The sequence below is a fragment of the Streptomyces sp. NPDC058665 genome, assembly GCF_042714995.1.
GTDB lineage: Bacteria > Actinomycetota > Actinomycetes > Streptomycetales > Streptomycetaceae > Streptomyces.
Genome location: NZ_JBHXRX010000052.1, coordinates 1 through 24,546 on the forward strand (window position 1 = coordinate 1; position 24,546 = coordinate 24,546).

Genomic DNA, 24,546 nt, shown 5'->3' on the forward strand with positions numbered 1-24,546 from the left:
CTTTTGGCACGCTGTTGAGTTCTCAAGGAACGGACGCTTCCTTCGGTCCCGTCTCCGGGCCCCTCCGGGCTTTCCCTTCGGTCCTGCTGTCTTGCTTTCCCGACTCTATCAGAACCTTTCGGCGCCTGATTCCCAGTCAGCGGGTTTGTCTTTCCGGCCCTGCGGCCGTTCCGACGTTTCAAACTCTAGCCCGTTTCCCCGTCGTCTCACAAATCGAGTCCCGGTCAATGAATTTCGGCATGCCGAAATTGTTCCCGGTCGAGGGGGTCTCGCAGAGTTTGGGTGCCGCATTCAAGCGGCGGGAGTGTGTCGTAGAACCGTTACGGCTCCATGACAACTCGAAGAACCTTACGGACCGGCCCCAGCGGTGTCAACTTGGGCTGTTCGCCTGCGTCAATCCAGGTCGGTCAGGCGCCCGCCGGCGTCCGGCTGCTCGTGTTCCACGCGGCGGAGCAGGCGGATCAGCAGCTCTCCCAGCACTCCGCGTTCCGCCCCCGAGAGGTCCTGGAGCAGGTCTTCCTCGAAGGACGAGGCCATGCGCATGGCCTCCAGCCACTTCGTGCGGCCTTCGTCCGTCAGCTCGACGATCACCCGGACCCGGTTGTTCTCGTCCCGGTCGCGGGTGACCAGGCCCTCGCCCGCCATGCGGTCGATGCGGTGGGTCATCGCCGCCGGGGTGAGGCCGAGGCGCTTGGCCAGTTCGCCCGGACCGAGGCGGTACGGGGCTCCCGACAGGACCAGCGTCTTGAGGACCTCCCACTCGGTGTTGCTGATGCCGAGGTCGGCGACCTGTCGCCCGTACGCCACATTCATCCGGCGGTTGAGCCGGCCGAGCGCCGAGACGACCTTCTCCACCTGGGGGTCGAGGTCGTCGAACTCTCGCTGATAGGCGGCGATCTGTTCGTCGAGGCTCGGTTCCTCGGGGCTGTCTGACATGCGGCGCAGTATCGCACGCAGGTCGTTCGCGTTGAAGTTCTTCGATGTGTATTGTTAAGGCTCTAACTTTAGCCTTGAAGTCTTCAGACCTCAGTAGTCCGTACTTCTCCTTCTTCTCCGTCTTCGATCAAGGCAGGTGAGTGTTGACCAGGGTGATGGGCGCCGCGATGCGTCGGATCCAGGCGGGGAACGCGCTGAGCGCGTTCGGGCTCGGGTTCACCGTCCCGTATCTCTATGTGTATGTGGCCCAGGTGCGGGACCTGGGCGCGAGTACGGCGGGGGCCGTGCTGGCCGTCTTCGCCATGGCCGCGCTCGTCGTCCTGCCCTTCACCGGTCGTGTGATCGACCGGCGCGGTCCGCTGCCCGTCGTCGTCGGTGGTGCGGCTCTGGCCGCCATGGGTGCCGTGGGCATGGGGGTGGCGGCCAGTGTGCCGGCCGCCGTGCTCTCGGCGGTGCTGCTCGGTGCCGGTACCGCCGTCATGCAGCCCGCGCTCGCCACGATGATCGTGTGGTGCTCGGAGCCGCCGGCCCGTACGCGGGCCTTCGCCACGCAGTTCTTTCTGCAGAACCTCGGGCTCGGCGTCGGTGGGCTGATCGGCGGGCAGATCGTGGACGTCAACAGGCCGGGGAGCTTCACCCTGCTGTTCGGTGTCGAGGCCGCGATGTTCCTCGTGCTGGCCGCCCTTGCCGGGACGGTACGGCTGCCCCCTACGTCCTCCTCGTTGTCCGCGCTTTCTAAAGAGGCGGGGCGAAGCGGGGGTGGTGGGCTGCGGGCGCTGCTCGGGCACCGGGCGATGGTGCAGCTGTGCGTGCTGGGCTTCGTGCTGTTCTTCGCCTGCTACGGGCAGTTCGAGTCCGGGCTGGCCGCGTACGGGACCGAGGCCGCCGGGATCGATCCGTCGACCCTCGGTATCGCCCTTGCCGCCAACACCGCCGTGATCGTCGTCGCGCAGTTCGTCGTGCTCAGGCTGGTCGAGCGGCGCAGGCGGAGCCGGGTCATCGCCTCGGTCGGGCTGATCTGGGCGGTCGCCTGGATCGTCGCGGGGTACGCGGGCCTGGGGCACGGGAGCCAGACCATGGCGACCGCCGCCTTCATCTCCACGTACGCGCTGTTCGGGCTCGGTGAGTCGATGCTGTCGCCGACCGTGGCACCGCTGGTGGCCGATCTGGCGCCGGACGAGATGGTCGGGCAGTACAACGCCGCTTTCGCTCTGGTGAAGCAGCTCGCGCTGGCCGTCGGGCCCGCTGTGGGCGGGCCGATGGGGGCCGCGCTGCACGGCCCGTACATCGTGACGTTCGTGCTGTTCTCGCTCGGCGTCAGCGTGCTGGCGCTCCGGCTGGGGCGGCGGCTCACCCCCGTACAGGACCGGCCTTCACTCGCGCACACGTCGCGCGTGGTGGCCGTGCACAGGCCGGAGACCGTCGCCCTTCCTCAGTAGGAGGCGGGGCCGGTCAGTGCGGCAGGGCGAACTCGCACCAGACCGCCTTGCCGCCGCCCGGTGTGCGGCGGGAGCCCCAGGAGGAGGCGATCGTCGCGACGATCGAGATGCCGCGGCCCGCCTCGTCCGCCGGTTCGGCGTGGCGGCGCAGTGGCAGATGGTCGTCCCCGTCGGTGACCTCGATGATCAGCCGGCGGTCCGTACGGCGGAGTCTGAGCCGCATGGGCGGGGTGCCGTGCTGGAGTGAGTTGGCGACGAGTTCGCTGGTGGCGAGCACGCCGAGGTCTCTGAGCTCGACGGGGAAGCGCCACGAGGAGAGGACTCCCGAGGCGAACGCACGGGCGCGCGGGGCGGCCTCGATGCCGCCGAGCAGGTCGAGCGCGGCGTTGTGGAAGAGCTCGGCGGCCTGGCCGGTGCGGGCGGGGTGCTGGAGGACCAGTACAGCCACGTCGTCGTCGTGCTCGGCCGTGACGCCCATCGCACGGATCAGCCGGTCGCAGACGACCTGGGGTGCTCCCTTGGCCCCGGCGAGCGCGCGTTCCAGGGAGGCCACGCCCTCGTCGATGTCCTCGCTGCGGCGTTCGACGAGGCCATCCGTATAGAGGACGGCGGTGGAGCCGGGCGCGAGCTCGATGCTGCCGGAGGTGTGGATCCAGCCACCGGTGCCGAGCGGGGGGCCTGTCGGGTCGGCGGCGCGCGCGACCGTGCCGTCCTCGGCGCGTACGAGGATGGGCAGATGGCCCGCGGACGCGTAGACGAGGCGGCCTTCGTTGGGGTCGTGGACGGCGTAGACGCAGGTCGCGATCTGGCTGGGGTCGATCTCGGCGGCCAGTCCGTCGAGCAGTTGCAGTACTTCGTGCGGCGGCAGGTCCAGGCGGGCGTAGGCGCGGACGGCGGTGCGCAGCTGGCCCATGACGGCCGCCGCGCGGACGCCGCGGCCCATGACGTCGCCGATGACCAGGGCCGTACGGCCGGCGCCGAGGGTGATCACGTCGTACCAGTCGCCGCCGACCGCCGCGTCCGTACCGCCCGGCTGGTATGTGGCGGCGACGCGTAGGTCGTCGGGCTGTTCCAACTCCTGTGGGAGGAGCGAGCGCTGGAGGGCGACGGCGGTCTCGCGGAGTCTGCGTTCGCTGGCGCGCAGGCGCTCGGCGGCCTCGGCGTGGTCGGTGACGTCGGCGGCGAAGATGAGGACGCCGCCGGATCCACCGGTGTCGACGGGGGTGCAGGTGACCGTGTACGAGCCGTCGCGTGCCACCGTGGGGCCGCCGTTGGCCGAGGCGTGGAGCGCGCCGGACGTGGCCGTCTGGACCTTGCGGGATTTGACCGTACGGGGCTTTCCGCTGCGCAGCACCTGGTCCATGAGGGGCATCAGGCCCAGTTCGATCAGCTCGGGGCAGCTGTCGGCCGCGGTCGTGCCCGGCTCGCGGAGCCCGAAGGCGTCCTCGTAGGCGTCGTTGACGTACGCGACGCGGTGGTCGGGGCCGTACACCAGCGCGACGAGGGCGGGGAGACCGCCGAGGACATCACGGACGGTCAGCTCTTCGAGCTCGGGGATTCCGGCCTGTCCGCGGTCGCCGCCGTCTTTTCCGTCTCTGCCGGCTGTGCCGCCCTGGCGTTCACGGCGCTCGCCGTGTTCTTCGAATTCACCACGGGCGGCGGGCACGGAACCGGCGGAACCCGACGAGTGCGCGGAATTCCCCCGTGGTTTCGCCTGGGAGTCTCCAGGGTCCGTCCGCGCGGCGATGCGGCGCTGTGTACCGGGGAGCCGGGCGCTCCAACGCGTGAAATTCACGGATTTTCAGGCCTCATGGTGTCGTTGCTGTTCGCCTTGGCGGGCTACCGGGTCGCTCTCTGCGGAGTCACGCTGTGCAGATGTGAACCCACCTATGGTCACACGTTCAGTGTTGCCGAGCGCACTGACATCGGACGTCAGACGTCTCTGGGTCGTTCCCGTCCGGCGGCGAGTTCGAATTCGGCACGTGGGTGCTCCAGAGAGCCGAGGGAGACGATCTCTCGTTTGAAGAGACCGGCGAGGGTCCATTCCGCCAGTACTCGCGCCTTGCGGTTGAAGGTCGGTACGCGGCTGAGGTGGTACACGCGGTGCATCAGCCAGGCCGGATATCCCTTGAGTTTACGGCCATACACGTGTGCGACGCCCTTGTGGAGACCGAGTGACGCCACGGAACCCGCGTACCGGTGACGGTAGTCGTGCTGCTGCTCGCCTCTCAGTGAGGCGACGATGTTCTCGGCGAGGACCCGGGCCTGGCGGACGGCGTGTTGCGCGTTGGGGGCGCATTCGGCGCCGGGCTCGTCCGCAGCCAGGTCGGGGACCGCGGCGGCGTCACCTGCGGACCAGGCGTGTTCGGCGCCGTCGACGGCGAGCTTGGCCGTACAGATGAGCCGCCCGCGTTTGTCGAGGGGCAGATCGCTGGCGGCGAGGATCGGATGCGGTTTGACGCCGGCGGTCCAGACGAGGGTGCGGGTGGGGAAGCGGGCGCCGTCGGACAGGACAGCGACCCTGTTCTCGCAGGAGTCGAGGCGGGTTTCGAGGCGTACGTCGATGTTGCGGGCGCGCAGTTCGCGGACCGCGTACTTGCCCATGTCGTGGCCGACCTCGGGAAGGATGCGGTCCGATGCCTCGACGAGGATCCACTTCAGGTCGTCGGCCTTGACGTTGTGGTAGTAGCGGGTGGCGTAGCGCGCCATGTCGGCCAGTTCGGCGAGCGCTTCGACTCCCGCGTAGCCTCCGCCGACGAAGACGAAGGTGAGGGCCGCGTCGCGCAGTTCCGGGTCGCGGGTGGAGGAGGCGATGTCCATCTGCTCCAGGACGTGGTTGCGCAGGGCGATGGCCTCCTCGACGGTCTTGAAGCCGATGCCGTGTTCGGCGAGGCCGGGGACCGGGAGGGTGCGGGAGATCGAGCCGGGGGCGAGGACGAGTTCGTCGTACGTCATCTCGAAGGCGCCGGGGGGCTGGTCGGCGGAGCCGCCGTCGGCCGGACGGTCGGCGTTCGCGCCGTTGGTGTGACCGCTGTTGAGGTCCCGGCCGTTGGCGTGACTGCCTTGGGTGTCCCGGCCGTTGGCGGACGCGCCCCTCGCGGCCTCTTCCTCCGACGCGGCGGTGACGAGCGTCGCGACGCGCTTGGTGTGGTCGATGGATCTCGCTTCACCGACGATGATCGTGCAGTCCGGCAGGACCCGGCGCAGCGGCACCACGACATGGCGCGGTGAGATCGAGCCGGCGGCGGCCTCGGGCAGGAACGGCTGGTAGGTCATGTACGCGTTGGGCGACACGACCACGACCTCCGCCTCGCCGCGCCTGAGCTTCCGCTGGAGCCGGAGCGCGGTGTACATCCCGACGTAGCCGCCACCGACGACCAGAACGCGTGCGCGGGGCGGTTGTGCGGGGGTCGTCCCCCGGGAGATCTCTGCCTTCACCACCCCATGAGGCAACGGGCTCCTTGGTTTGTCCACAGCCCCGGCAAATTGTGTGACCGGAGCCCTCCGACGGCCCCATGTGCGCAAATCGCCCCGTGGCGGGGAAGGTTCGCAGGTCAGACGGTACGGACCCGGTGGTGGGAGAGGGCCGAATCAGGCATCTTCCGGTCCTTGCTCCGATCGGGGGGCGCTCCGTGCGGAACCACCCCCTTCTGAATTCCCCGGGGCTCAACTATGTTCGTATCTCGTCGGGGGAGTCGACCGTGACTTGGTCGGACGGTCCCGACTGTCAAGGCGGGGAGGTCTCCGGGGGGAGACGTCATTACCGGGGGAACGCTTATGCACATTCAGGATTCTCATTGGCAGGCCGTCGTGTCCGTGGACGGCAATGGACGCGCGAGCGCGGGGGCGAGCGGGATCAGCCGCGCCGCACCGCTGCGTGTCGACGCACAGCGCAACCTTGAGCATGTCCTGCGGGCGGCTCGTGAGGTGTTCGGCGAACTCGGTTACGGGGCGCCGATGGAGGACGTGGCACGCCGGGCCCGGGTCGGGGTCGGCACGGTCTACCGGCGGTTTCCCAGCAAGGACGTGCTAGTCCGGCGGATAGCCGAGGAGGAGACCTCCCGGCTGACGGAGCAGGCGCGTGCGGCTCTGGGGCAGGAGGACGAGCCGTGGTCCGCGCTCGCCCGCTTCCTGCGGACGTCGGTGGCATCCGGCGCGGGCAGGCTGCTGCCGCCACAGGTGCTGAGGGTCGGGGTGGACGTCGACGAGTCGACGGTCGTCCCGGAGTCGGGCGACGAAAGTCGGGTGCCGCACCAGCGGCAGTCCGGACACCCGGATCTGCGGGTGGTCGGTCCCGGCGAGCATGCCGGGCAGCACCCTTCGGTGCCGGCGGAGACGGCCGATCCGGCGGGATCCCTGGGCGACGACCTGGTGGATCCGGCTTCGGGCACGGTCGAACTGCTCGATGTCGTGGGGCAGTTGGTCGAGCGCGCGCGGGCGGCCGGCGAGCTCCGGCCCGGCGTGACGGTGGCCGATGTCCTGCTGGTGATAGCCACGGCGGCGCCCGCGCTGCCGGACGCGGCGCAGCAGGCGGCGGCTTCGGCACGGCTGCTGGACATCCTGCTGGAAGGCCTTCGGTCCCGGGCGGCCTGAGCCGAGGGGCAGTCTGAGCCGAGGGGCAGCCCGGCGGATGCCGGCCCGGGTGGCCGGTACGTCAACTTGAGGCTGCGAGGCGGTCGTCGGACAGCAGTTCGTCCGGCGACCGTGCCACCCCTCCTGTGAACTGGGCGCTCTGAGCCTCGCGCCCAGGGCGTGTCCTCCGCGTCCGGTGCGGAACATCCTGGTGAACGGCGTGTTCGCCGCACCCGATCGGCTCCTTCGCGTACGGTCGCGGGCCGATGCCCTGTTCCGGTGCCGAATCACGTAAGCGTGGTCACTGTCAACAGGGGTTTGGCGCTGCCGGGCGCTGTGGCACGCTGGCCGGGTGTTTGGGGTCTTGGTCTGCAGGATGCTACGGGGGCTTCCGCGATGAGCGGTGACGGACAGGACGGCTTGCCGCTGGGTGGCGGCGCCGGCGGTGCGGGGGCGGGCGGGCTGCCGTCCGAGCAGGTGCCGTACCAGGGTGGGCCGGGAGGTTCCTCGGGGGCCGCCGGTCCTGTTCCTCCCGGGCCGCCCCCGGGTGAGGCGGAGCCGAGTGTGCCGCCGCAGCGCGAGGGCTCCGCCAGGACGGCCGAGGCCGACCCGCTCACCGAGGGACCGGCCACCGATCTGCCGCCCTCGGACGCCGAGTTGATCATGCGCATGCGGGCCGGTGACGACGGTGCGTACGAGGAGCTGTACCGGCGGCACTCGGCGGCCGTACTGCGCTACGCGCGGACCTGCTGCCGGGACGGCCACACCGCCGACGACCTGACGGCCGAGGTGTTCGCGCGCACCCTCCAGGCGGTGCGCGGGGGCGCCGGGCCCGAGCAGGCGGTGCGCGCGTATCTGCTCACGACCGTGCGGCGCGTCGCCGCCGCGTGGACGAAAACCGCGAAGCGCGAGCAACTGGTCGAGGACTTCGCGGTGTTCGCGGTGGAGTCCGCCCGCTCGGCCGACGTGTCGGACGACGAGACGCTCGACCTGGGCGCCGACGTACGGGCGATGCACGAGGCCGAGCGGTCGCTCGCCATGCAGGCGTTCCGGAGCCTGCCCGAGCGGTGGCAGGCGGTGCTCTGGCACACCACCGTCGAGGAGGAGTCGCCGAGCGCGATCGCGCCGCTGTTCGGTCTGACGGCCAACGCCACCGCCGTGCTGGCCAGTCGGGCGCGTGAGGGCCTCAAGCAGGCGTATCTCCAGGCGCATGTGAACACGTCGGTCGCCTCGGCCGGCGACTGCGCGCGGTACGCGGACCGGCTGGGCGCGTACGCGCGGGGCGGTCTGCGGATCCGGGCCGAGCGCGGGCTGCGCAAGCACCTGGAGGAGTGCGCGAAGTGCCGCCTCGTGGCGGGCGAGTTGGCCCATGTCAACGCCGGGATTCCGGCGGTGCTTCCGATCGCGGTCATCGGGTGGTTCGCGGCCGGGTATTCGCTCAAGGCCGCCGGGGTCGTGGCCGGCGGGGCGGTGGGTGCCGCGGGAGCGGGCGCGGCAGCGGCGGCCGGTGGTGCGTCGGGCTCCGCGGGGGGCTCGGCCGCGGCGGGGGGTGCGGCGGCCGAAGGGCTGGGCGCGCCGTTGAAGGCCGGGATCGCCGCCGTGGTCGCCCTCGCGGCGGCGGCCGGGCTGGTGTGGGCCCTGTCCGGGGACGAGGTCCCGGACAAGCCGGAGGCCAAGCCGCCCGTCGTACAGCCTGTCGTACCGGACGAGCCCACGCCGCCACCGGAGTTGAAGCCGCCGGCCGCGCCCGCGCCGCCGCCCGCTCCCCCGGCCGAGAAGCCGGCACCGACACCGACGCCCGAACCGAAGCCGAGTCCCACGCCGACGAAAGCGAAGCCGACACCGCCGAAGCCCCCGCCGCCGGCGCCGACACCCGCCCGTCCAAAGCCGCCCGCTCCGTCGCCGCCACCGCCGCCGCCAGCGCCGGAGGTCTACCAGGTGAATCAGCTCAAGTTCGACGTCCTGGGTGACGGGTCAGGGCCCGAGGTGCGGATCGGGCAGAGCAGTTGGCTCTGGCAGCGCCCCGGGATGTCGATCGGCGGCACGCGGTACGGGCACGGGGCCTCCATGCACGCCGCCGGTTCGGTGACGATCGACCTCAACCGCCGGTGCGCCACCTACCAGGCGCTGGTCGGTGTCGACGACATGACGCTGGGGCTGGGCGCGGTGCGCTTCTCCGTGTACGGCGACGGCGGCCGGCTCTGGCGCTCCCCGGTGGTGCGCGGCGGCGAGGCGGCGGTCCCGGTGAGTGTGGGGATCGGCGGCCAGAAGACGATCCGTCTGGTGGTCGAGCCGCACACGCCGTTGGAGGCGGTGGCGGTCGCGGACTGGGCGCAGTCCAGGATCAGCTGCGGCTGAGAGGGAGACCCCGGCCGGAGCCCCCGGACCGAAGTTCTCGGCCCGAATCCCTCGGACCCGGGCCGGCCGGACCCGGCGGCCTCCTCCTACGGATGCAGCGTCGGACGGCGGGGCATCACGCCGCCCGCCACGGCGCGTTGGCGCGGCGCCGCCTCGCCCGTCCAGCAGGTGCCGCGGCGCGAGAGCAGCCGCCTGAGCCACAGTTCCGTGGAGACCAGGTCCGCGATGCCGTCCAGCGGAATCGGCTCGCCCTCGGCCGCCTTCCGCAGCGCCTTGCGCACCACGCGCGCCTCGATCAGGCCCGCGTCGGCCAGCAGCGGTGCGTCGAACAGCGCCATCAGGTCGTTGACGGCCGCCCGCAGCCCGGTGCGGGTCGCGGCCACCGACGTCGCGTGCGTCGTGGCGCCCCACCCCGGCGGCAGATCGTGGATGCCCGCCCCCGCGAGGACCGCGCGCAGCACGTCGGAGCGGGCGCCGGGCTGGACCCGCAGCGATTCGGGGAGCTCCCGGCAGGCCCGTACGACCTGGTTGTCGAAGAACGGCGCGTGCAGCCGCTGGCTGCGGATCTCGGCGGCCTGCTCGAAGATCCGGTGATCGGCGGCCTGCCGGGCCAGCGCGGCCCGTGCGCGGGCCTCCCCGGGCCGCTGGACGGAGGTCGGGCGGATCGCCGCCCCCGTAAGACGAACCGATACTTCAGCCAGAGCCTCGCCCGTCAGCCAGCGCGCCGCAGGGCCGGGCCGCGACCAGGTGAGCGCGGCGAGGGAGGCGCCCAACGGCCCTGGCGCCGCAGGGGCGTTGCGGTCGCGGTGCACGCCGGGGAGCTGGGCGGCGGCCTCTTCGAGGCCGGTGCGGTATGGCGTACGGGCGAGGCGGCGGGCCGCGCGGTAGACGGTCAGCGGCACGAACAGCGAGCCCGCCGCGGACCCTTGGGCCTTGGCGAGCGCGGTGGTCGGCCGCAGCAGATCGCGGCGGCGCCGGTCGATCAGCAGGTCGGCCAGGCGCGCTGGGTGGGCGTCCAGCACCTCGCGGGCCCCGGCGCCGGTGAAGTGGTCGGCGCTGCCCGCGGCGAGGCGGCGGCGGTGGCGTTCGGCGGTGACGAGGGACGGGCCGGGCTCGTCGGTCAGCGGGCCTTCCAAGTCCGCGTACGGCAGGGCCTCTTCGCCCGCCGCGACGACCACGTGGTGCAGCCGGGGGTTGGAGGCCATGGCGCGGGCCCGTTCCAGCTCGGCCTCGCGTCCGCCGGTGACCAGGTCGTTGAAGGTGACGGCGAGGAGCCGTTCGCCGGCGCCGGTGCCATGGCCGAGGACGGTGCCGGGCGCGCCCGGCAGCCCGGCGGCGAGCAGGGCGAGCGTGCCGGACGCGCTGCCGCCCGACAGGTCGGCGCCGATGCCGGGGACGGGCCCGCCACGGGCGGCACGCCGGTCGGCGGGGCCCATGCCCGGCACCGGCCCGGGGTCGGGCGGCACCGTCTCGGGGGCGTGGCGCGGCGCCAGGAGTCTGGCGCGTACGGCTTCGACGAGGGCGTCCCTGACTCCCTCGACAGCCCGTTCGGGGTCGGTCTGGGGCGCGGCGACGGCGAGGGAGGCGACCTGTTCGTACCCGGTGATCTCGCGGGATCCCTCGCGCAGGACGAGGGCGTGGCCGGGCGGGACGCGTTTGACGCCCGCGTACGGCGTAGAGTCGCGCAGCGCCTCGGGGGTCTCGGGGCAGGCGAGCAGCGCGGCCAGATGCCCGATGTCCAGCTGCGCCTCGATGAGGTCGGCGAGCGGCAGGGCTGCGGTGGCGTACGCGGTGCCGCTCGCCCACGGCGTGTGGAAGACGGGTCTCGCGCCCGCCAGGTCGCCCGCGACGGTGATCCGGCGGCCGATCTGGGCGACGGCGGTGTAACTCCCGGGCCAGGCGGTGAGATGGCGCAGGGCGCCGCCGCGGGCCGCGAACAGACCGATCTTCAGCTGTTCGTCGGTGGCTCCGCAGCAGCCGAAGACGGCGAGCCGGGTGAAGGGGTCGACGCTGACGACGCGGACCTCGTCGTCGCGCCAGTCGCCGATGGCCCACAGCGGATCCGGGTCGCCCCACAGGAGTTGGGAGCCGACGGGATGAACCGTACGGCCGTCGGACCGATCACCGACGGAGCCCGCGGTGCCGGCCGTGCCGAAGCTCGCGGCGATACTGCTCCACCCCACCAACCAGCGCATCGCCGCCTCCACAGCCTGTGGATCAAGGGTCGTACTCGTTGTCATCGGTCGTTCGTGAACATGCTGCCACGACAACGGCACACAGGAGGGGCCCCGGGGCGGGAGCGCGAAACACGAATGCGCCCCTGGCAAAGGACAAATGGCGCGTCGAGGGGGTCAGGTCGGACAGACAGCATTCAGCCATTCTCCGAGCCCGATCGGCCGACGAGACGTCGGCAAACGTACAGTCCGGGAGGCGCCTTCGCCTCCCGGACCGATCCGCCACCCGCGGGGAAATGAGGCGGCGGTGTCCCCCAGCCCACTGGTTCCAGTACGCAGTGGGCCGACCCACGCAGCACTCATGGAAGCGCTCCCGGTCTCTTTTGGCCAAGAGCGCACGGCCGGGCGCACGGCCACACACCCGGAGCACGTGTCCCCCGGAGCGGGTTTCGCGCGTACTCGCGTACGGACAACAATCCCGCCATCCGGACCTCCGCCCCTTAACGGTAGGGATGCGGCGAACTACGCTGGGTTTACGAATGCCACGGGGTCCCTCACAAGAGGGGCCGGCGGGGCGGCCGTCTGTGTGTCGAGGGGTGGCGCATGTCCAGGGAGCTACGCGGGCCGAACGAGAAGCTCGGCACGGTTCTCGCCCTCGCGGGAATCAGCAACGCCGGTCTCGCCCGGCGGGTGAACGACCTCGGGTCGCAGCGCGGTCTGACACTTCGATACGACAAAACCTCAGTGGCGCGATGGGTGTCGAAGGGGATGGTTCCGCAGGGTGCGGCGCCCCATCTGATCGCCGCGGCCATCGGCGCCAAGCTGGGCCGTCCCGTGCCGCTGCACGAAATCGGCCTGGCCGACGCCGATCCGGCGCCGGAGGTGGGTCTCGCCTTCCCGCGCGACGTGGGTGAGGCGGTGCGGTCGGCGACGGACCTGTACCGGCTGGACCTGGCGGGCCGGCGGGCCGGCAGCGGGGGCATCTGGCAGTCGCTGGCCGGTTCCTTCGCGGTCAGCGCGTACGCCACGCCCGCTTCACGGTGGCTGATATCACCCGCCGACTCCTCGGTCGCGCGGGACGCGGCGGTGGCCGAGGCGGCACGGAGAGCGCACGCGGCGCACGCCGGCCCGGGGTTGACCGGGCCGGCGCCCGCTTCCACCGGCCCTGCGGGGGCGTTGGGCCCGCCGGGCGCCCCCGGGACCTCAGGAGCCGACGCGGGTGGCGAGGTCTCGCCACTGCGGGTGGGGCACAGCGATGTCGCCAAACTCCGTGAGGCGGCGGCCGACGCGCGGCGCTGGGACTCCAAGTACGGCGGCGGGGACTGGCGTTCGTCGATGGTGCCCGAGTGCCTGCGGGTCGACGCGGCGCCGCTGCTGCTCGCCGCGTACAGCGACGAGGTCGGCCGCGGCCTCTTCGGCGCGACCGCCGAACTGACCCGCCTGGCCGGGTGGATGGCCTTCGACACCGGACAGCAGGAGGCCGCGCAGCGCTACTACATCCAGGCGCTGCGGCTCGCTCGCGCGGCGGCCGACGTGCCGCTCGGGGGCTACGTCCTGGCCTCCATGTCCCTCCAGGCGACCTACCGCGGCTTCGCCGACGAGGGAGTCGACCTCGCCCAGGCGGCGCTGGAGCGCAACAGGGGCCTCGCGACGGCCCGCACGATGAGTTTCTTCCGGCTGGTGGAGGCACGCGCGCACGCGAAGGCGAGCGACGCCGCGGCGGCCGGGGCCGCGCTGAAGGCCGCGGAGGGCTGGCTGGAGCGCTCGCGGCCGGGCGACGCGGATCCCAGCTGGCTGGGCTTCTACTCGTACGACCGCTTCGCCGCCGACGCCGCCGAGTGCTATCGCGATCTGAAGGCGCCGCGCCAGATGCGGCGCTTCACGGAGCAGGCGCTGTCCCGGCCGACGGAGGAGTTCGCGCGGTCGCACGGGCTGCGTCTGGTGGTGAGCGCGGTCGCGGAGCTGGAGTCGGGCAATCTGGACGCGGCGTGCGCGGCGGGGACCCGGGCCGTGGAGGTGGCGGGGCGGATCTCCTCGGCGCGCACCACGGAGTACGTACGGGACCTGCTGCACCGCCTTGAGCCGTACGGCGACGAGCCGAGGGTCGCGGAGCTGCGGGAGCGGGCGCGCCCGCTGCTGGTGGCGCCGGCGTAGCGGAGGGCGGGGGCTCCGGGGGGGGCGGTTCCGGAAGGGGCGGTTCCCTCACGGAGGCCGGAAGTTTCGCGATCTTGTGCCGGACCACTGCCCAAATGCTTGGTGAACGATGTAAGACACGCGTGGTACCCCGATGGTTTAAGGGCATTGTCAGTGGGCCAGTGCACTATCGGGTGGGAGGTTGCGCGGGTGAAGAACGACGGCTCGGGCCGCGTCGGCGGCCACGGTTACGGGCACAGCCACGGTTACGACTGCGACGTGCTGGTGATCGGTGGCGGCATCGTCGGTCTGTCGACGGCCTACGCCCTCACCCGGGCGGCGCCCGGCACCCGAGTGACGGTCCTGGAGAAGGAGCCCGGTCCCGCGCGGCACCAGACGGGGCACAACAGCGGGGTCATCCACAGCGGTGTGTACTACCGCCCCGGCTCCCTCAAGGCGCGGTACGCGATCAGGGGCGCCGCCGAGATGGTCAAGTTCTGCGCGGAGTACGGCATCGCGCACGAGGTGACCGGCAAGCTCATCGTCGCCACCGGCCGCGACGAGCTGCCCCGGCTGCACGCCCTGGTCCAGCGCGGCCGGGAGAACGGGATTCCGGTGCGGGAGCTGGGCCCGGTGCAGATCATGGAGTACGAGCCTGGGGTGCGCGGGCTGGCCGCGATCCACGTCGGTACGACGGGGGTGTGCGACTTCGTCGCCGTCGCGGCGCGGCTCGCCGACTCGGCGGAGGCGTCCGGCGCGTCCGTGCGGTACGGCATGGAGGTCACCGTCGTCGACCGGCGGGCGTGGGGTGTCGCCGTCCGTACGTCCTCCGGAGAGGTGGTCAGGGCCCGCGCCCTCGTCAACTGCGCGGGGCTCCAGTGCGACCGGGTGGCGCGGCTGACCGGTGACGACCCGGGCATGCGGATCGTCCCGTTCCGCGGCGAGTACTACGAACTGGCCCGGCCCGGTCTTGTCCGGGGCCTGGTCTATCCGGTGCCGGATCCGGCCTTTCCGTTCCTGGGGGTGCATCTGACGCGCGGTATCGACGGCGGTGTCCATGTGGGCCCGAACGCGGTGCCGGCGCTGGCCAGGGAGGGCTACTCCTGGTCGGCCGTGCGCCCCCGTGAGCTGGCGGGCACGCTCGGCTGGCCCGGCTCCTGGCGGATAGCGCGCAGACACTGGCGTTACGGCGCGGGCGAGCTGCGCCGTTCGCTGTCCAAGCGCGCCTTCGCCACCGCCGTACGGAGGCTGCTGCCCGAGGTGACGGACGCGGATCTGCGCCCGGCGGCGGCCGGGGTGCGCGCCCAGGCGGTGCTGCGGGACGGCACGCTGGCCGACGACTTCCTGATCCAGGAGGCACCGCGCGCGGTGCACGTGCTCAACGCCCCGTCGCCGGCGGCGACGGCCGCGCTGCCGATCGGCCGTGAGGTGGCGAGGCGGACGCTGACGATGCTGAAGGACACGGGTCCGTAGAATTGGGGGTCCTGCCCCATTCCGACGTGGCTGAGAAAACGTGTCCGAGACCCAGATGAACGTGAACAGCGACCGCGACGGCGCACGCGCCGACGACACCCACCCCTGGTCCCGGATGTTCCCCGGGGGCTCGGGACCGGCCGCCGACCCCGCCGGATCGCACTTCGAGCGCCGGATCCGCAGTTTCCAGCCGCGCCGCAGCCGGGTCACGACCGGCCAGGCGGAGGTCCTGCGGCGGCTGTGGCCGTCCTGGGGCCTGGACATCGACGGACAGCGGGTCCTCGACCTCGGCGCCCTGTTCGGCGGACTCCCGGTCGTCCTGGAGATCGGCTTCGGCATGGGCGAGGCGACCGCGCGGATGGCGGCCGACGATCCCGGCACCGGAATCCTCGCCGCCGACGTGCACACCCCCGGGCAGGGCAATCTGCTGCGGCTGGCCGAGCGCGGCGGGCTGTCCAACATCCGGGTGGCCAACGGCGACGCGATCATCCTGCTGCGGGAGATGCTGGCGCCCGAGTCGCTGGACGGGATACGTGTCTACTTCCCCGACCCGTGGCCCAAGACGCGCCACCACAAACGGCGGCTGATCCAGCCCGAGTTCCTCTCGCTGGCGGCGCCTGTGCTGAAGCCCGGTGCCGTACTGCACTGCGCGACGGACTGGGAGCCGTACGCCGAGCAGATGCTCGACGTGCTGAGCGCGCACCCGGCGTTCGAGAACACCGCCCCGGACGGCGGATACGCGCCACGGCCCGACTCCCGGCCGCTCACGCGGTTCGAGGGCCAGGGCATCGAAAAGGGCCATGCCGTACGGGACCTGGTCTTCCGCCGCGTCGCGGGCGACGGGGCGGCGGACGAAGAGAAGGCGGGCGGCGCGCTCGCCGGCTGACGGCAGGAACCGGCCGGACGGCGTCGCGCGCTGTCAGTGGCTCTCGTTAGGGTCAGTAGGTGTCCGAACCGCCCCGACCGCCCCCGTACGACCCACCGGTCCCCGAGCCGGCGATCCCCGCCGCCGAGCGGCAGCGGCAGCTCGGCGACATGTGGGCCGCCGTTCCTGAGCGCTCCCGCTGGCGCTACCGGCCGTACCGCGCGTTCTGGCGGCACCCGGCCGTGCGCGCGGGCGCCGTGATCATCCTGCTCGCGCTCTGCGGCCTGCTGCTCATGTCGCTCGTCCGGGAACAGACCGGCACCCAGGGCTTCCTGGTCGGCCTCGGGCTGGCGGTCCTGCCCGTGCCGCTGCTGATGGCGGCCTTCCGCTGGCTGGACCGGGTGGAGCCGGGCCCATGGCGGAATCTGCTGTTCTCCTTCGCCTGGGGCGCCTGCGCCGCCGCCCTCGTGGCGATCACGGCCAACTCCTTCGCGACCCAGTGGATAGCCACCGCCACCGCCGACCCCGCCGGCGCGGAGTCCCTGGGGGCCACGGTGATCGCGCCGATCGTCGAGGAGAGCGCGAAAGCCGCCGCGATCCTGCTGATCTTCCTCTTCCAGCGGCAGTCCTTCACCGGACTGGTCGACGGAGTCGTCGTCGCGGGCTTCACCGCGACCGGCTTCGCCTTCACCGAGAACATCCTGTATCTCGGCAGCGCGTACGGCGAGGACCAGCAGATCGGCAACTCGGGGCTGCCCGCCATGACCGCGGCGACCTTCTTCGTACGCGTGGTGATGTCGCCGTTCGCGCACCCGCTCTTCACGGTCCTGACGGGCATCGGCTTCGGCATCGCCGCCCTCGCCACCAGCCGCCGGCGCGTCCGCCGGTGGCTGATGCCGATCGTCGGCCTCGTGCTCGCCATGGGCACGCACGCGCTGTGGAACGGCTCGTCGTCGCTGTTCGGCCCGTACGGCTTCTACGCGGTGTACGCGGCCTTCATGGTCCCCGCCTTCGCCCTGCTCACCTGGCTGGCGATCTGGACGCGGCAGCGCGAACTGCGCATGGTTTCGACCGAGTTGCCCGCCTACGCGGCGGCGGGCTGGCTCGCCAAGACCGAGCCGCTCGCCCTGTCCTCGATGCGGGCGCGCTCGATGGCGCGCGATGTGGCGGGGCGCGCGTACGGGCCGAAGGCGGCCCGTACGGTCGGCGAGTACCAGGCGTTCGCGACCGCTCTGGCGTTCCTGCGCCACCGGGCCGGGCGCGGCACGGCGGGGCCCGACTTCGTCGAGCGCGAGCAGGAGTTGCTGCACCACATGTGGCAGCGCCGGGAAACGGCGTCGCCCGCGCTGACGTACGCGGCGCGGGCGACGGGGCGGGTGTGGTCTCCGCCGCCGTACATCGACTACGGCGGCTACAACCCGTACAGGAACTAGGGGGTGTCTTGCCGATCAGGCCGGATCAGGGCGTGAGTCCCTTGCCGCGCAGCCAGCTCATCGGGTCGATGCCGCTGCCGCCCGGGGTGTGCACCTCCAGGTGCAGGTGCGGGCCGGTGACGTTGCCGGTGGCTCCCACGCGTCCGATGGTCTCGCCGGTGGTGACCTTCTGGCCCGCCCCGACGGTCATCGAGGACAGGTGGGCGTACCAGATCTCCGTACCGTCTTCGAGCTCCAGCACCACGCGGTAGCCGTACGAGCCGGACCAGCCGGCCGACTTGACGGTCCCGCCGTGGACTGCCTTGGTGGGCGTGCCCGTGGGAGCGGCGAAGTCCAGGCCCGTGTGCTGGCCGGAGGACCACATGGAGCCGGCCTGGCCGAAGGTGGAGGTGAGCGTGTAGGAGGAGGTGGGGAGCGAGAAGCTGGCGGCCAGCTTCTCCAGGCGCTCCTGCTCGGCCTTGCGTTCGGCCTCTTCCTTCGCCTTGCGCTTCGCCTCGGCGGCCTTCTTCTCCGCGTCGGTCTGCTGCTTCTCGGCCTCCGCCGCCGCCTTCTCCGCGGCGGCCTTCTCGGCGCTCGCCTTCTGGGCGGCGTCGGCCTCGGCCTGCTGCTGCTCCGCCTGCTGGAGGATGCGGGCGCGCAGTGCCTCGCCGGAGTCGGTGGTGCCCTGCTGGGCGTCCGCGACGGTGAGGCCCGCCGTGGTCAGCGGGGAGGGCGTCTCGTCGGTCTTCTTGTCGCCGTCGGACATGAAAGACCCGACACCGGGAAGGGACTTGGCGTCGGGGAGATTGTCCGAGAGCGCGTCGGGAAGTGATATCGAGACCGGCGGCTTGTCCTGCGCGGAGGCGATGCCTCCGGCGCCGACAGCGGCGATGACACCCACTCCGAGGACCGTGGAGCTGCGGGCCAGCGCGTTGCGCTGCTTGGCGACACGGTGCTTGCCGCGTACGGGACGGATGGAGTCCGCGGTGGGATTCCACTCCTCCCAGTCCCTGGTGGCCTCGCCGTCGGCGAGATCGGTGCCGGCGAGCCGGCTCCCGGGGCCGAAATGGGCCGGGACGGAGGCTTCGGGAGCAGGCCTGTTGGACGCCACTGGGGCGCTCTCCTTTCCTTCCTTCTCGCCTACCGGGTTAGCTGACGGGTTCGGAGCAGGAAGGTCTCCTACGAGCGTTTCTCGCCGCACGAGGCAGCAAGAGGCGCCCGATTCACCCCAATTGGTGGTTCCCCGGTTTCCTTGCGGAATTCGGCGCGTGCGCACGGTGCCGTCTCTTTCGACGGCTGGGACAACCGCGCTGCGTTATCGAACGTTAATAGACGACGGGGGCTTATTCCAAGCTGTTCCCGGTGATCGTTAGCGAGCACGGCGGGGATCAACCGGGACACAAGCAGGCGCAATCGGGCGAGTTGATCGGCATTCGGACCGTGTGCGATCACACACTCGAACTGACGGTGCGTCAAATGTTATGCGGAGTGGTGCGCCTCAACTACGCAGCGTGGCGGGGGAGATGACATCACGGCACGACCGGCATCGTCCGGCGCCGCTCCGGCTGCCGCGGGGTGGGCCGGCTGATGGCCAGCAGCGCCATGTCGTCCGTCCTGCCGCCGCCGGTGTGCAGCCGTACGTCCCCGACGATCGCCTGCAGCAGATCGTCGGGACCGGGAAAGATCCGCCCCGCGAGCCGTCCGCCCGGGTCGTAGAAGACGCCCTCCGCGTTGCGCGCCTCGGAGAGCCCGTCCGTGTAGAGGAGCAGCGTCGCCCCTGGCCGGTACGGGACCTCCTCCGCGTGGTCCGGCCACGTCCCCAGCTCACCCATCCCGAGCGGCAGCGCCGGATCGGTGGGGGCCAGCACGGTCAGCGCGCCGTCGGGGCCGAGCAGCAGCGGCTCAGGGTGCCCGCGGTTCAGTACGCGCACTATGCCCTCGGTGTGGGGGACCTCGGCCAGTACGGCGGTGGTGAAGCCCTCGAACAGGTCGATCCCGCTGCGCCGCGTGCCTTCGCGCGCCAGCGCACGCTCCAGCCGCCGCGCGACCCCTTCGAGCGTCGTCTCCTGCTCGGCGGCCTCCCGGAAGGCGCCGATGATGACGGCCACGGTCTCGACCGCGCCCATGCCCTTGCCGCGTACGTCGCCGACCACCACCCGTACCCCGTACTCCGTGTCCTGGACGGCGAACAGGTCGCCGCCGATGTACGCGCCCTCCTCGGCGGCCTCGTAACGCGCGGCGACGTGCAGCCCGCCGATCCGGGCCTCGGGTGTCGGCAGGACAGCGCGCTGGGCGGCCTCGGCGATCACCCGTGCGGAAGCCAGGCGTTCACCGCTGCGGCGTACGACACCGTTGATGGCCAGCGCGAGGACGGAGACGGTGAAGACGGTCAGCGAGTCGGTGATCGTGTCGACCCCGCTCGATGAGCTGCCGAAGTAACGCAGTCCGATGACGGCGCCGACGGAAAGGAGGCCGACCAAGAGGGTGCGCAGGAACGAGAAGAAGGGGGCGGCGACCAACGGCGCCGCCGAGAAGAACGGGGAGGCGGTGAAGGCGGTCGGGGTCGCCTGGTCCAGGATGATCCCCGCCACGATGATCAGACCGGGCAGCAACTCCACGACCGGATGCGTCGGCCGGGAGGCGAGCCGGCCGCGTCGGCGCTTGGGCGGCCGGGGGTCTTCGGGGCCGAAACCGGGCGGGAGCTTCTCGACGGGGCGCGAGCGGCGCCAGGTGGGGTCGTCCGGGTCGGCGTCCGCCAGCCGGAAGCCTTCGTCGGCGCGGCGGAAACCACGTTGGACCAGGCGCCGGACGCCGCCGTTGAACCGGCGGAGCCTGGAGGAGACGGCGGGACGGTGGGACGTGCGGCGGGGCGAGGAGGTACGGGCGGGCCGCTCGGCGGAGGGGTCGGGGACGGCCCCCTTGGCGGGAGGGTGCTCGCCGCCGCCAGGGGGGCCGTCCCCGGTCCCGTCGTCCCCGCTGTCTCTCAGGTGCCCCACCAGTGGCCTCCTGCCCGGTCCGTCGAATGCCGCGGACGGTACCGCGTCCCCCCAGGCTGGCCTCTTACGCGCCGGGCGGCTACCCGCTGTCGACCGACTGGGCTATCCGGCGGGCCGGTGCGATGACGGTGGCTCGGCCGCGGCCGTGGGAATCGGGAACAGGACGCGCGCACGACGAAGGCCCGGATCCAGTGGATCCGGGCCTTCGTCCTCTGCGAGTAGCGGGGACAGGATTTGAACCTGCGACCTCTGGGTTATGAGCCCAGCGAGCTACCGAGCTGCTCCACCCCGCGCCGTTGACTGCAACATTACGCCATCCGGACCAAGATCATTTCCATTTACCCCGCCGAGGGCCCCGATCGGCCTAGGCGGCCTCCACCACATCGGCGCGGATCGCCGCGGCCCACTCGACCAGCAGCCTTTGGTACTCCTCCTGCTCGGCGGGGGACAGCGCCCGGCCCGCGCGCGCCCACAGGGCACGGATCTCCGCGTTGACGACGGCGGCGGGACGGACGGAAGCACTGGCATCAGAGGAAGCTGACATGCGGTAAGGCTACGGCCAGCCACTGACAATGGGCAGAGCGTGTACCCCACGACCTCACACAGTCACCTTCCGGAGCCCTCTACGCTTACCCCGGTGATCGAAACCATCGTGTTCGACGTCGGCGAGACTCTCGTCCGCGACGACCGCCACTGGGCTTCCTGGGCCGACTGGCTCGGCGTCCCCCGCCACACCATCTCCGCGCTGGTCGGTGCCGTCACCACGCAGGGCAGGGACAGCGCCGACGCCCTCCACCTCATCAAGCCGGGCATAGATGTCGGCGAGGCGTACCGGGCGAGAGAAGCCGCCGGCCGGGGCGAGCACCTGGACGAGTCCGACCTCTATCCCGACGTACGGCCCGCCCTGGCCGCCCTGCACCAGTTCGGCGTACGCGTCATCATCGCCGGCGACGAGACCGTCAAGGCCGGGGAACTGCTGCGAGGCCTCGATCTGCCCGCCGATCTGGTCGCCACGTCCGGCGAGTGGGGCGTCGCCAAGCCGTCGGCGGAGTTCTTCGCGCGAGTCGTGGAGGCGGCGGACACCGCGCCGGAACGGATTCTGTACGTCGGCGACCACCCCATGCACGATCTGTTCCCCGCCCAGCGGGCCGGTCTGCGGGCGGCGCATCTGCGGCGCGGGCACTGGGGTTATCTGACGGCGGACGATCCGGACGTCGTCGCGGCGGCGGACTGGCGGATCGACGCGCTCACGCAGCTCACGCCGATCGTGGCGGAGCAGCGGCAGTTGGCCTGAGGCGGGCACGGCAGCCTTAAGGAGGGCGATTCGTCACTCGGGGCCGTACTCGTGCGGCTGCCCGCCCTGCCACTCGACCCAGGAAGGATCGTCGAGCAGTTCCCACGCGTCGGGCAGGCCGGCTAGCCGCAGGAATTCGATCAGGTGGTCGTCGTTGTGGGCGAGTCCCATGATCCGGCCGCGGACGGTGACTCTCCGGCCGCCCGTCCCGGACGGCCGGTGTACGACGATCGGTGTGTCACTCATACGGTCAAGAGTGCGACTCCCGGGGCTGGAGCGCAGCCTCGGGGGCCGGTCTTTGTCCGGAGATCCCGGCGAAATCGGCAGCTTGCGCCTCTTCTGTACGCTTTTCCGTCGCCCGGATGCGGGATGCGGCGGGCGCCCCGATGCTGGGTGAGGAGCAACCCCACAAGGGAGGACGAGCCATGTCGATGCTCGACAGACTCAAGGGCCTGGTGAAGGGCCACGAGGACACCGCCCGAAAAGGCGTCGACAAGGCCGGTGACGCCGTCGACAAGAAGACCGGTGACAAGCACAAGGGCCAGGTCGACACCGCCCAGCAGAAACTCAACGAACAGCTGGGCTCGCAGGACCGGCCCACGCCGGGCGACGACCGCCCGCCGCAGAGCTGATCCGGGGCGGATCGCGTACGGCTCCGAGCCCGCGGTTTCCAGCGCGCCGCTCCAAGCCCGCGCGTACGTCCGGTGCCCGGTGCCTGGCGCCTGGCGCCGACGAAGGCTCCGACCGGTCCGCGTTCCGGTCGGAGCCTTCGTCGCGCCCGCTACGGACCCGAGGACGCGCCCGCCCCGGCGTACTGGTGCGCGAACTCCCCCGTCGGCTCGACCGGCGTGATGACGTCGATCAGCACCCCACTGGGGTCCGCGACGATGAAGTGCCGCTGCCCGAAGTCCTCGCTGCGCAGTCCGAGTACGGGCGTCAGCCCCTCGCCTTCGACGAGCCGCGCCCACTCCGCGTCCACGTCCGCCACCTCGAAGTTGAGGAGCAGCCCCTGGACGGGTCTGCGGTAACCCTCGGGCAGCGTGGGGTGGGTGGGGTCGAGGAGCGCGAGCTCGTACGGGACGGCCCCCGGGCGCCGCAGGCTCACGTACCAGTCGACCTCGAACGTCGTCTCGAACCCCAGCAGCCGGGTGTAGAAGTCGCGGGACTCCTGGAGCCGCGCGGTGGCGATCACGGGATAGAAGCTGGTCAGCTCCATGACGGCCTCCTTTCGCATACCATCGGTACGTGAACGACGTTATTCGCATGCCATCGGTATGTCAATCGAGGGCGACGGAGGGTACGGAGGGGAACGCCATGCCGCGGGAGCAGCGCGGAGCCAGGGCCCGGCAGCGGGAGCGGACCAGGCAGACCCTGTTGCGCGAGGGCCGGAGGCTCTTCGCGGAGGTCGGCTACGGCGCGGTGAGCCTGACGGAGATCGTTGCCGCCGCCGGCGTGACCAAGGGCGCGCTCTACCACCATTTCGACAGCAAGACCGCGCTCTTCCGTGCCGTACTGCGCGACCTCCAGAAGGAGGTGGGCGACCGCGTCGCGGAGGCGGCCGGCGCGCGGGACGATTCCTGGGACCAACTGGTCGCGGGCTGCCAGGAGTTCATCACGGCGACGACCGCGCCGGACATTCAGCGGATCATGCTGGTCGACGGGCCCGCCGTACTGGGCTGGACCGAGTGGCGGGAGATGGACGAGGCGTCGTCGGCGCGTCATCTTCAAGAGGCGCTCACCGCGCTCGTGGCGGAGGGCGCCATCGCCGCGCAGCCGGTGGCGCCCCTCGCGCACCTGCTGTCGGGCGCGATGAACGAGGCGGCGCTGTGGCTGGCGACGTCGGAGGACCCGGCGGACCTCGCCGACACGAGGGCGGCGCTGGGGCGGCTGCTCGGCGCGCTGCGGGTGGAGTGACGGTCCGGAGGCTCGTCGCCGGGTGATGGGCGGGCGGTTCAGCGGGTGACGAGCTCCCGTACGGCCCTGACGACGTCCTCCGGTGCCTCCTCGGCCATGAAGTGGCCGCAGCTGACGGTCGCGTGCTTCAGATCGGGCGCCCAGGCGCGCCACCGCGCGGCGGCGTCGAAGCCCAGCGCTGTACCCCAGTCCTGCTGGAGGACGGAGACCGGCATCCGCAACTGGTTGCCGGCGTCGCGGTCGGCCTGGTCGTGGGCGACGTCGACCCCGGCGGAGGCACGGTAGTCGGCGACGATGGAGGGGACAGCCGCGCGGGAGGCCGCCAGGTACTCGGCCCGGATGCCGGCCGGAATCGCCCCCGGGTCGCGCGTCCAGATGTCGAGGAAGTGGCCGAAGTAGGCGTCCGCGCTCGCGGCGATCATCTGCTCGGGCAGACCGGGCGGCTGCGCCATCAGAAAGAGGTGGAAGCCGACGGCGGCGCCGGTGCCGTGCATGACGTCCCAGGTGTCCAGCGTGGGCAGGACGTCGAGCGAGGCGAGATGGGTGATCACGTCCGGGTGGTCCAGGGCCGCGCGGATCGCGACAAGAGCGCCCCGGTCATGGCCGGCCAGCGCGAACCGGTCGTGTCCCAGGGCGCGGGCGAGCGCGACGGTGTCGGCGGCCATGGTGCGCTTGGCGTACGTGACGCCTTCGACCTCGGCGGGCTTGTCGCTGGCGCCGTAACCGCGCAGGTCGGGGCAGATGACCGTGTGGTGGGAGGCGAGTGCGGTGGCGACGTGCCGCCACATGAGGTGGGTCTGCGGGAAGCCGTGCAGGAGCATGACCGGGGTGCCGGAGCCGCCGACGGCGACGTTGAGGGTGACGTCGTCGGCGACGGGGACGCGCCGGTAGGTGAAGCCGGGGATGGTGGGGTGCATGGTTCGCTCTTTCGTAGGCTGACGTGCGTTGGTCGCGCGGCTTGCGTCGCTTGCGTGGCTCGC

General features: G+C 71.8%; 20 protein-coding genes, 1 tRNA gene and 1 riboswitch. Of the genes, 10 read left to right on the forward strand and 11 right to left on the reverse strand.

All coding sequences use genetic code 11. The annotated features are described in order from the left end of the window. Positions 1 to 393: 393 nt before the first annotated feature. Positions 394 to 936 (reverse strand): MarR family winged helix-turn-helix transcriptional regulator, encoded by a 543-nt coding sequence (locus ACFWV8_RS28150; RefSeq protein ID WP_384209584.1) that lies wholly within the window; start codon positions 934 to 936, stop codon positions 394 to 396. Between the two features lie 155 nt (positions 937 to 1,091). Here ACFWV8_RS28150 and ACFWV8_RS28155 point away from each other — a divergent pair, with 155 nt between their 5' ends. Then, positions 1,092 to 2,375 carry an MFS transporter gene (locus ACFWV8_RS28155; protein ID WP_384209740.1) on the forward strand — a complete coding sequence of 428 codons (1,284 nt, stop codon included), beginning with the start codon at positions 1,092 to 1,094 and terminating at the stop codon, positions 2,373 to 2,375. Positions 2,376 to 2,388: 13 nt separating this feature from the next. Here the strand turns inward: ACFWV8_RS28155 and ACFWV8_RS28160 are convergent, their stop codons facing one another. Both ACFWV8_RS28160 and ACFWV8_RS28165 read right to left on the reverse strand, forming a co-directional pair. Beyond that, positions 2,389 to 4,041, reverse strand: coding sequence for a SpoIIE family protein phosphatase (locus tag ACFWV8_RS28160; RefSeq protein ID WP_384209744.1), 1,653 nt, complete (start codon positions 4,039 to 4,041; stop codon positions 2,389 to 2,391). A 266-nt stretch (positions 4,042 to 4,307) separates the two neighbouring features. Next, a complete protein-coding gene (locus tag ACFWV8_RS28165) occupies positions 4,308 to 5,816 on the reverse strand; it encodes an NAD(P)/FAD-dependent oxidoreductase (RefSeq protein ID WP_384209587.1) in 1,509 nt (502 codons plus the stop codon). Between the two features lie 336 nt (positions 5,817 to 6,152). Here ACFWV8_RS28165 and ACFWV8_RS28170 point away from each other — a divergent pair, with 336 nt between their 5' ends. Continuing rightward, positions 6,153 to 6,968 carry a TetR/AcrR family transcriptional regulator gene (locus tag ACFWV8_RS28170; RefSeq protein WP_384209589.1) on the forward strand — a complete coding sequence of 272 codons (816 nt, stop codon included), beginning with the start codon at positions 6,153 to 6,155 and terminating at the stop codon, positions 6,966 to 6,968. Between the two features lie 375 nt (positions 6,969 to 7,343). Next, positions 7,344 to 9,305, forward strand: a complete 1,962-nt coding sequence (locus tag ACFWV8_RS28175; protein WP_384209592.1) for a sigma-70 family RNA polymerase sigma factor — start codon at positions 7,344 to 7,346, stop codon at positions 9,303 to 9,305. Positions 9,306 to 9,391: 86 nt separating this feature from the next. Here the strand turns inward: ACFWV8_RS28175 and ACFWV8_RS28180 are convergent, their stop codons facing one another. Continuing rightward, positions 9,392 to 11,500, reverse strand: a complete 2,109-nt coding sequence (locus ACFWV8_RS28180) for an asparagine synthase-related protein (RefSeq protein WP_384209747.1) — start codon at positions 11,498 to 11,500, stop codon at positions 9,392 to 9,394. Between the two features lie 582 nt (positions 11,501 to 12,082). Between ACFWV8_RS28180 and ACFWV8_RS28185 the strand changes: the two genes are divergently transcribed. From ACFWV8_RS28185 to ACFWV8_RS28200, 4 genes are all read left to right on the forward strand, one after another. Further along, positions 12,083 to 13,633 carry a sporulation protein gene (locus ACFWV8_RS28185; RefSeq protein ID WP_384209596.1) on the forward strand — a complete coding sequence of 517 codons (1,551 nt, stop codon included), beginning with the start codon at positions 12,083 to 12,085 and terminating at the stop codon, positions 13,631 to 13,633. A gap of 189 nt (positions 13,634 to 13,822) precedes the next feature. Beyond that, complete coding sequence (gene lhgO, locus ACFWV8_RS28190) at positions 13,823 to 15,085, forward strand: L-2-hydroxyglutarate oxidase (RefSeq protein ID WP_384209599.1); 1,263 nt, start codon at positions 13,823 to 13,825, stop codon at positions 15,083 to 15,085. 115 nt (positions 15,086 to 15,200) lie between these two features. Next, positions 15,201 to 15,971, forward strand: a complete 771-nt coding sequence (gene trmB, locus ACFWV8_RS28195; protein WP_384209750.1) for a tRNA (guanosine(46)-N7)-methyltransferase TrmB — start codon at positions 15,201 to 15,203, stop codon at positions 15,969 to 15,971. Positions 15,972 to 16,120: 149 nt separating this feature from the next. Beyond that, entirely contained in the window at positions 16,121 to 17,383 is a 1,263-nt protein-coding gene (locus tag ACFWV8_RS28200; RefSeq protein WP_384209753.1) for a PrsW family intramembrane metalloprotease, read from the forward strand. A gap of 25 nt (positions 17,384 to 17,408) precedes the next feature. Here the strand turns inward: ACFWV8_RS28200 and ACFWV8_RS28205 are convergent, their stop codons facing one another. From ACFWV8_RS28205 to ACFWV8_RS28220, 4 genes are all read right to left on the reverse strand, one after another. Beyond that, positions 17,409 to 18,473 carry a M23 family metallopeptidase gene (locus tag ACFWV8_RS28205; RefSeq protein WP_384209603.1) on the reverse strand — a complete coding sequence of 355 codons (1,065 nt, stop codon included), beginning with the start codon at positions 18,471 to 18,473 and terminating at the stop codon, positions 17,409 to 17,411. 11 nt (positions 18,474 to 18,484) lie between these two features. Further along, positions 18,485 to 18,639: riboswitch (cyclic di-AMP (ydaO/yuaA leader) on the reverse strand. Positions 18,640 to 18,891: 252 nt separating this feature from the next. After that, complete coding sequence (locus tag ACFWV8_RS28210; protein ID WP_384209755.1) at positions 18,892 to 19,980, reverse strand: PP2C family protein-serine/threonine phosphatase; 1,089 nt, start codon at positions 19,978 to 19,980, stop codon at positions 18,892 to 18,894. Positions 19,981 to 20,577: 597 nt separating this feature from the next. Then, positions 20,578 to 20,651 (reverse strand) — tRNA-Met (locus tag ACFWV8_RS28215). A 71-nt stretch (positions 20,652 to 20,722) separates the two neighbouring features. Beyond that, the gene (locus ACFWV8_RS28220) at positions 20,723 to 20,902 is read right to left on the reverse strand and encodes a hypothetical protein (protein WP_329385687.1); all 180 of its coding nucleotides are present in this window, start codon (positions 20,900 to 20,902) and stop codon (positions 20,723 to 20,725) included. A 96-nt stretch (positions 20,903 to 20,998) separates the two neighbouring features. Between ACFWV8_RS28220 and ACFWV8_RS28225 the strand changes: the two genes are divergently transcribed. Beyond that, positions 20,999 to 21,652, forward strand: a complete 654-nt coding sequence (locus ACFWV8_RS28225) for an HAD family hydrolase (RefSeq protein ID WP_384209759.1) — start codon at positions 20,999 to 21,001, stop codon at positions 21,650 to 21,652. A 33-nt stretch (positions 21,653 to 21,685) separates the two neighbouring features. Here the strand turns inward: ACFWV8_RS28225 and ACFWV8_RS28230 are convergent, their stop codons facing one another. After that, positions 21,686 to 21,898, reverse strand: coding sequence for a hypothetical protein (locus ACFWV8_RS28230; RefSeq protein ID WP_189111190.1), 213 nt, complete (start codon positions 21,896 to 21,898; stop codon positions 21,686 to 21,688). A gap of 179 nt (positions 21,899 to 22,077) precedes the next feature. Between ACFWV8_RS28230 and ACFWV8_RS28235 the strand changes: the two genes are divergently transcribed. Beyond that, entirely contained in the window at positions 22,078 to 22,284 is a 207-nt protein-coding gene (locus ACFWV8_RS28235; RefSeq protein ID WP_384209615.1) for an antitoxin, read from the forward strand. A 149-nt stretch (positions 22,285 to 22,433) separates the two neighbouring features. On the opposite strand, the gene ACFWV8_RS28240 is transcribed toward ACFWV8_RS28235, so the two are convergent. Continuing rightward, positions 22,434 to 22,868 (reverse strand): VOC family protein, encoded by a 435-nt coding sequence (locus ACFWV8_RS28240; RefSeq protein WP_384209623.1) that lies wholly within the window; start codon positions 22,866 to 22,868, stop codon positions 22,434 to 22,436. 98 nt (positions 22,869 to 22,966) lie between these two features. Between ACFWV8_RS28240 and ACFWV8_RS28245 the strand changes: the two genes are divergently transcribed. Beyond that, on the forward strand, positions 22,967 to 23,566 hold the full coding sequence (locus ACFWV8_RS28245; protein ID WP_384209629.1) for a TetR/AcrR family transcriptional regulator: 600 nt from the start codon (positions 22,967 to 22,969) through the stop codon (positions 23,564 to 23,566). A gap of 38 nt (positions 23,567 to 23,604) precedes the next feature. Here the strand turns inward: ACFWV8_RS28245 and ACFWV8_RS28250 are convergent, their stop codons facing one another. Then, on the reverse strand, positions 23,605 to 24,483 hold the full coding sequence (locus tag ACFWV8_RS28250) for an alpha/beta fold hydrolase (protein ID WP_384209633.1): 879 nt from the start codon (positions 24,481 to 24,483) through the stop codon (positions 23,605 to 23,607). Positions 24,484 to 24,546 lie beyond the last annotated feature (63 nt).

What these genes read in the sequence shown, in the direction of transcription:
- ACFWV8_RS28150 (WP_384209584.1), bottom strand. Translation starts at nt 936, where the DNA reads ATGTCAGACAGCCCCGAGGAACCGAGCCTCGACGAACAGATCGCCGCC.
- ACFWV8_RS28155 (WP_384209740.1), top strand. Translation starts at nt 1,092, where the DNA reads ATGGGCGCCGCGATGCGTCGGATCCAGGCGGGGAACGCGCTGAGCGCG.
- ACFWV8_RS28170 (WP_384209589.1), top strand. Translation starts at nt 6,153, where the DNA reads ATGCACATTCAGGATTCTCATTGGCAGGCCGTCGTGTCCGTGGACGGC.
- ACFWV8_RS28175 (WP_384209592.1), top strand. Translation starts at nt 7,344, where the DNA reads ATGAGCGGTGACGGACAGGACGGCTTGCCGCTGGGTGGCGGCGCCGGC.
- ACFWV8_RS28180 (WP_384209747.1), bottom strand. Translation starts at nt 11,500, where the DNA reads ATGCGCTGGTTGGTGGGGTGGAGCAGTATCGCCGCGAGCTTCGGCACG.
- ACFWV8_RS28185 (WP_384209596.1), top strand. Translation starts at nt 12,083, where the DNA reads ATGTCCAGGGAGCTACGCGGGCCGAACGAGAAGCTCGGCACGGTTCTC.
- trmB (WP_384209750.1), top strand. Translation starts at nt 15,201, where the DNA reads ATGTTCCCCGGGGGCTCGGGACCGGCCGCCGACCCCGCCGGATCGCAC.
- ACFWV8_RS28200 (WP_384209753.1), top strand. Translation starts at nt 16,121, where the DNA reads ATGTGGGCCGCCGTTCCTGAGCGCTCCCGCTGGCGCTACCGGCCGTAC.
- ACFWV8_RS28220 (WP_329385687.1), bottom strand. Translation starts at nt 20,902, where the DNA reads ATGTCAGCTTCCTCTGATGCCAGTGCTTCCGTCCGTCCCGCCGCCGTC.
- ACFWV8_RS28230 (WP_189111190.1), bottom strand. Translation starts at nt 21,898, where the DNA reads ATGAGTGACACACCGATCGTCGTACACCGGCCGTCCGGGACGGGCGGC.
- ACFWV8_RS28235 (WP_384209615.1), top strand. Translation starts at nt 22,078, where the DNA reads ATGTCGATGCTCGACAGACTCAAGGGCCTGGTGAAGGGCCACGAGGAC.
- ACFWV8_RS28240 (WP_384209623.1), bottom strand. Translation starts at nt 22,868, where the DNA reads ATGGAGCTGACCAGCTTCTATCCCGTGATCGCCACCGCGCGGCTCCAG.
- ACFWV8_RS28245 (WP_384209629.1), top strand. Translation starts at nt 22,967, where the DNA reads ATGCCGCGGGAGCAGCGCGGAGCCAGGGCCCGGCAGCGGGAGCGGACC.
- ACFWV8_RS28250 (WP_384209633.1), bottom strand. Translation starts at nt 24,483, where the DNA reads ATGCACCCCACCATCCCCGGCTTCACCTACCGGCGCGTCCCCGTCGCC.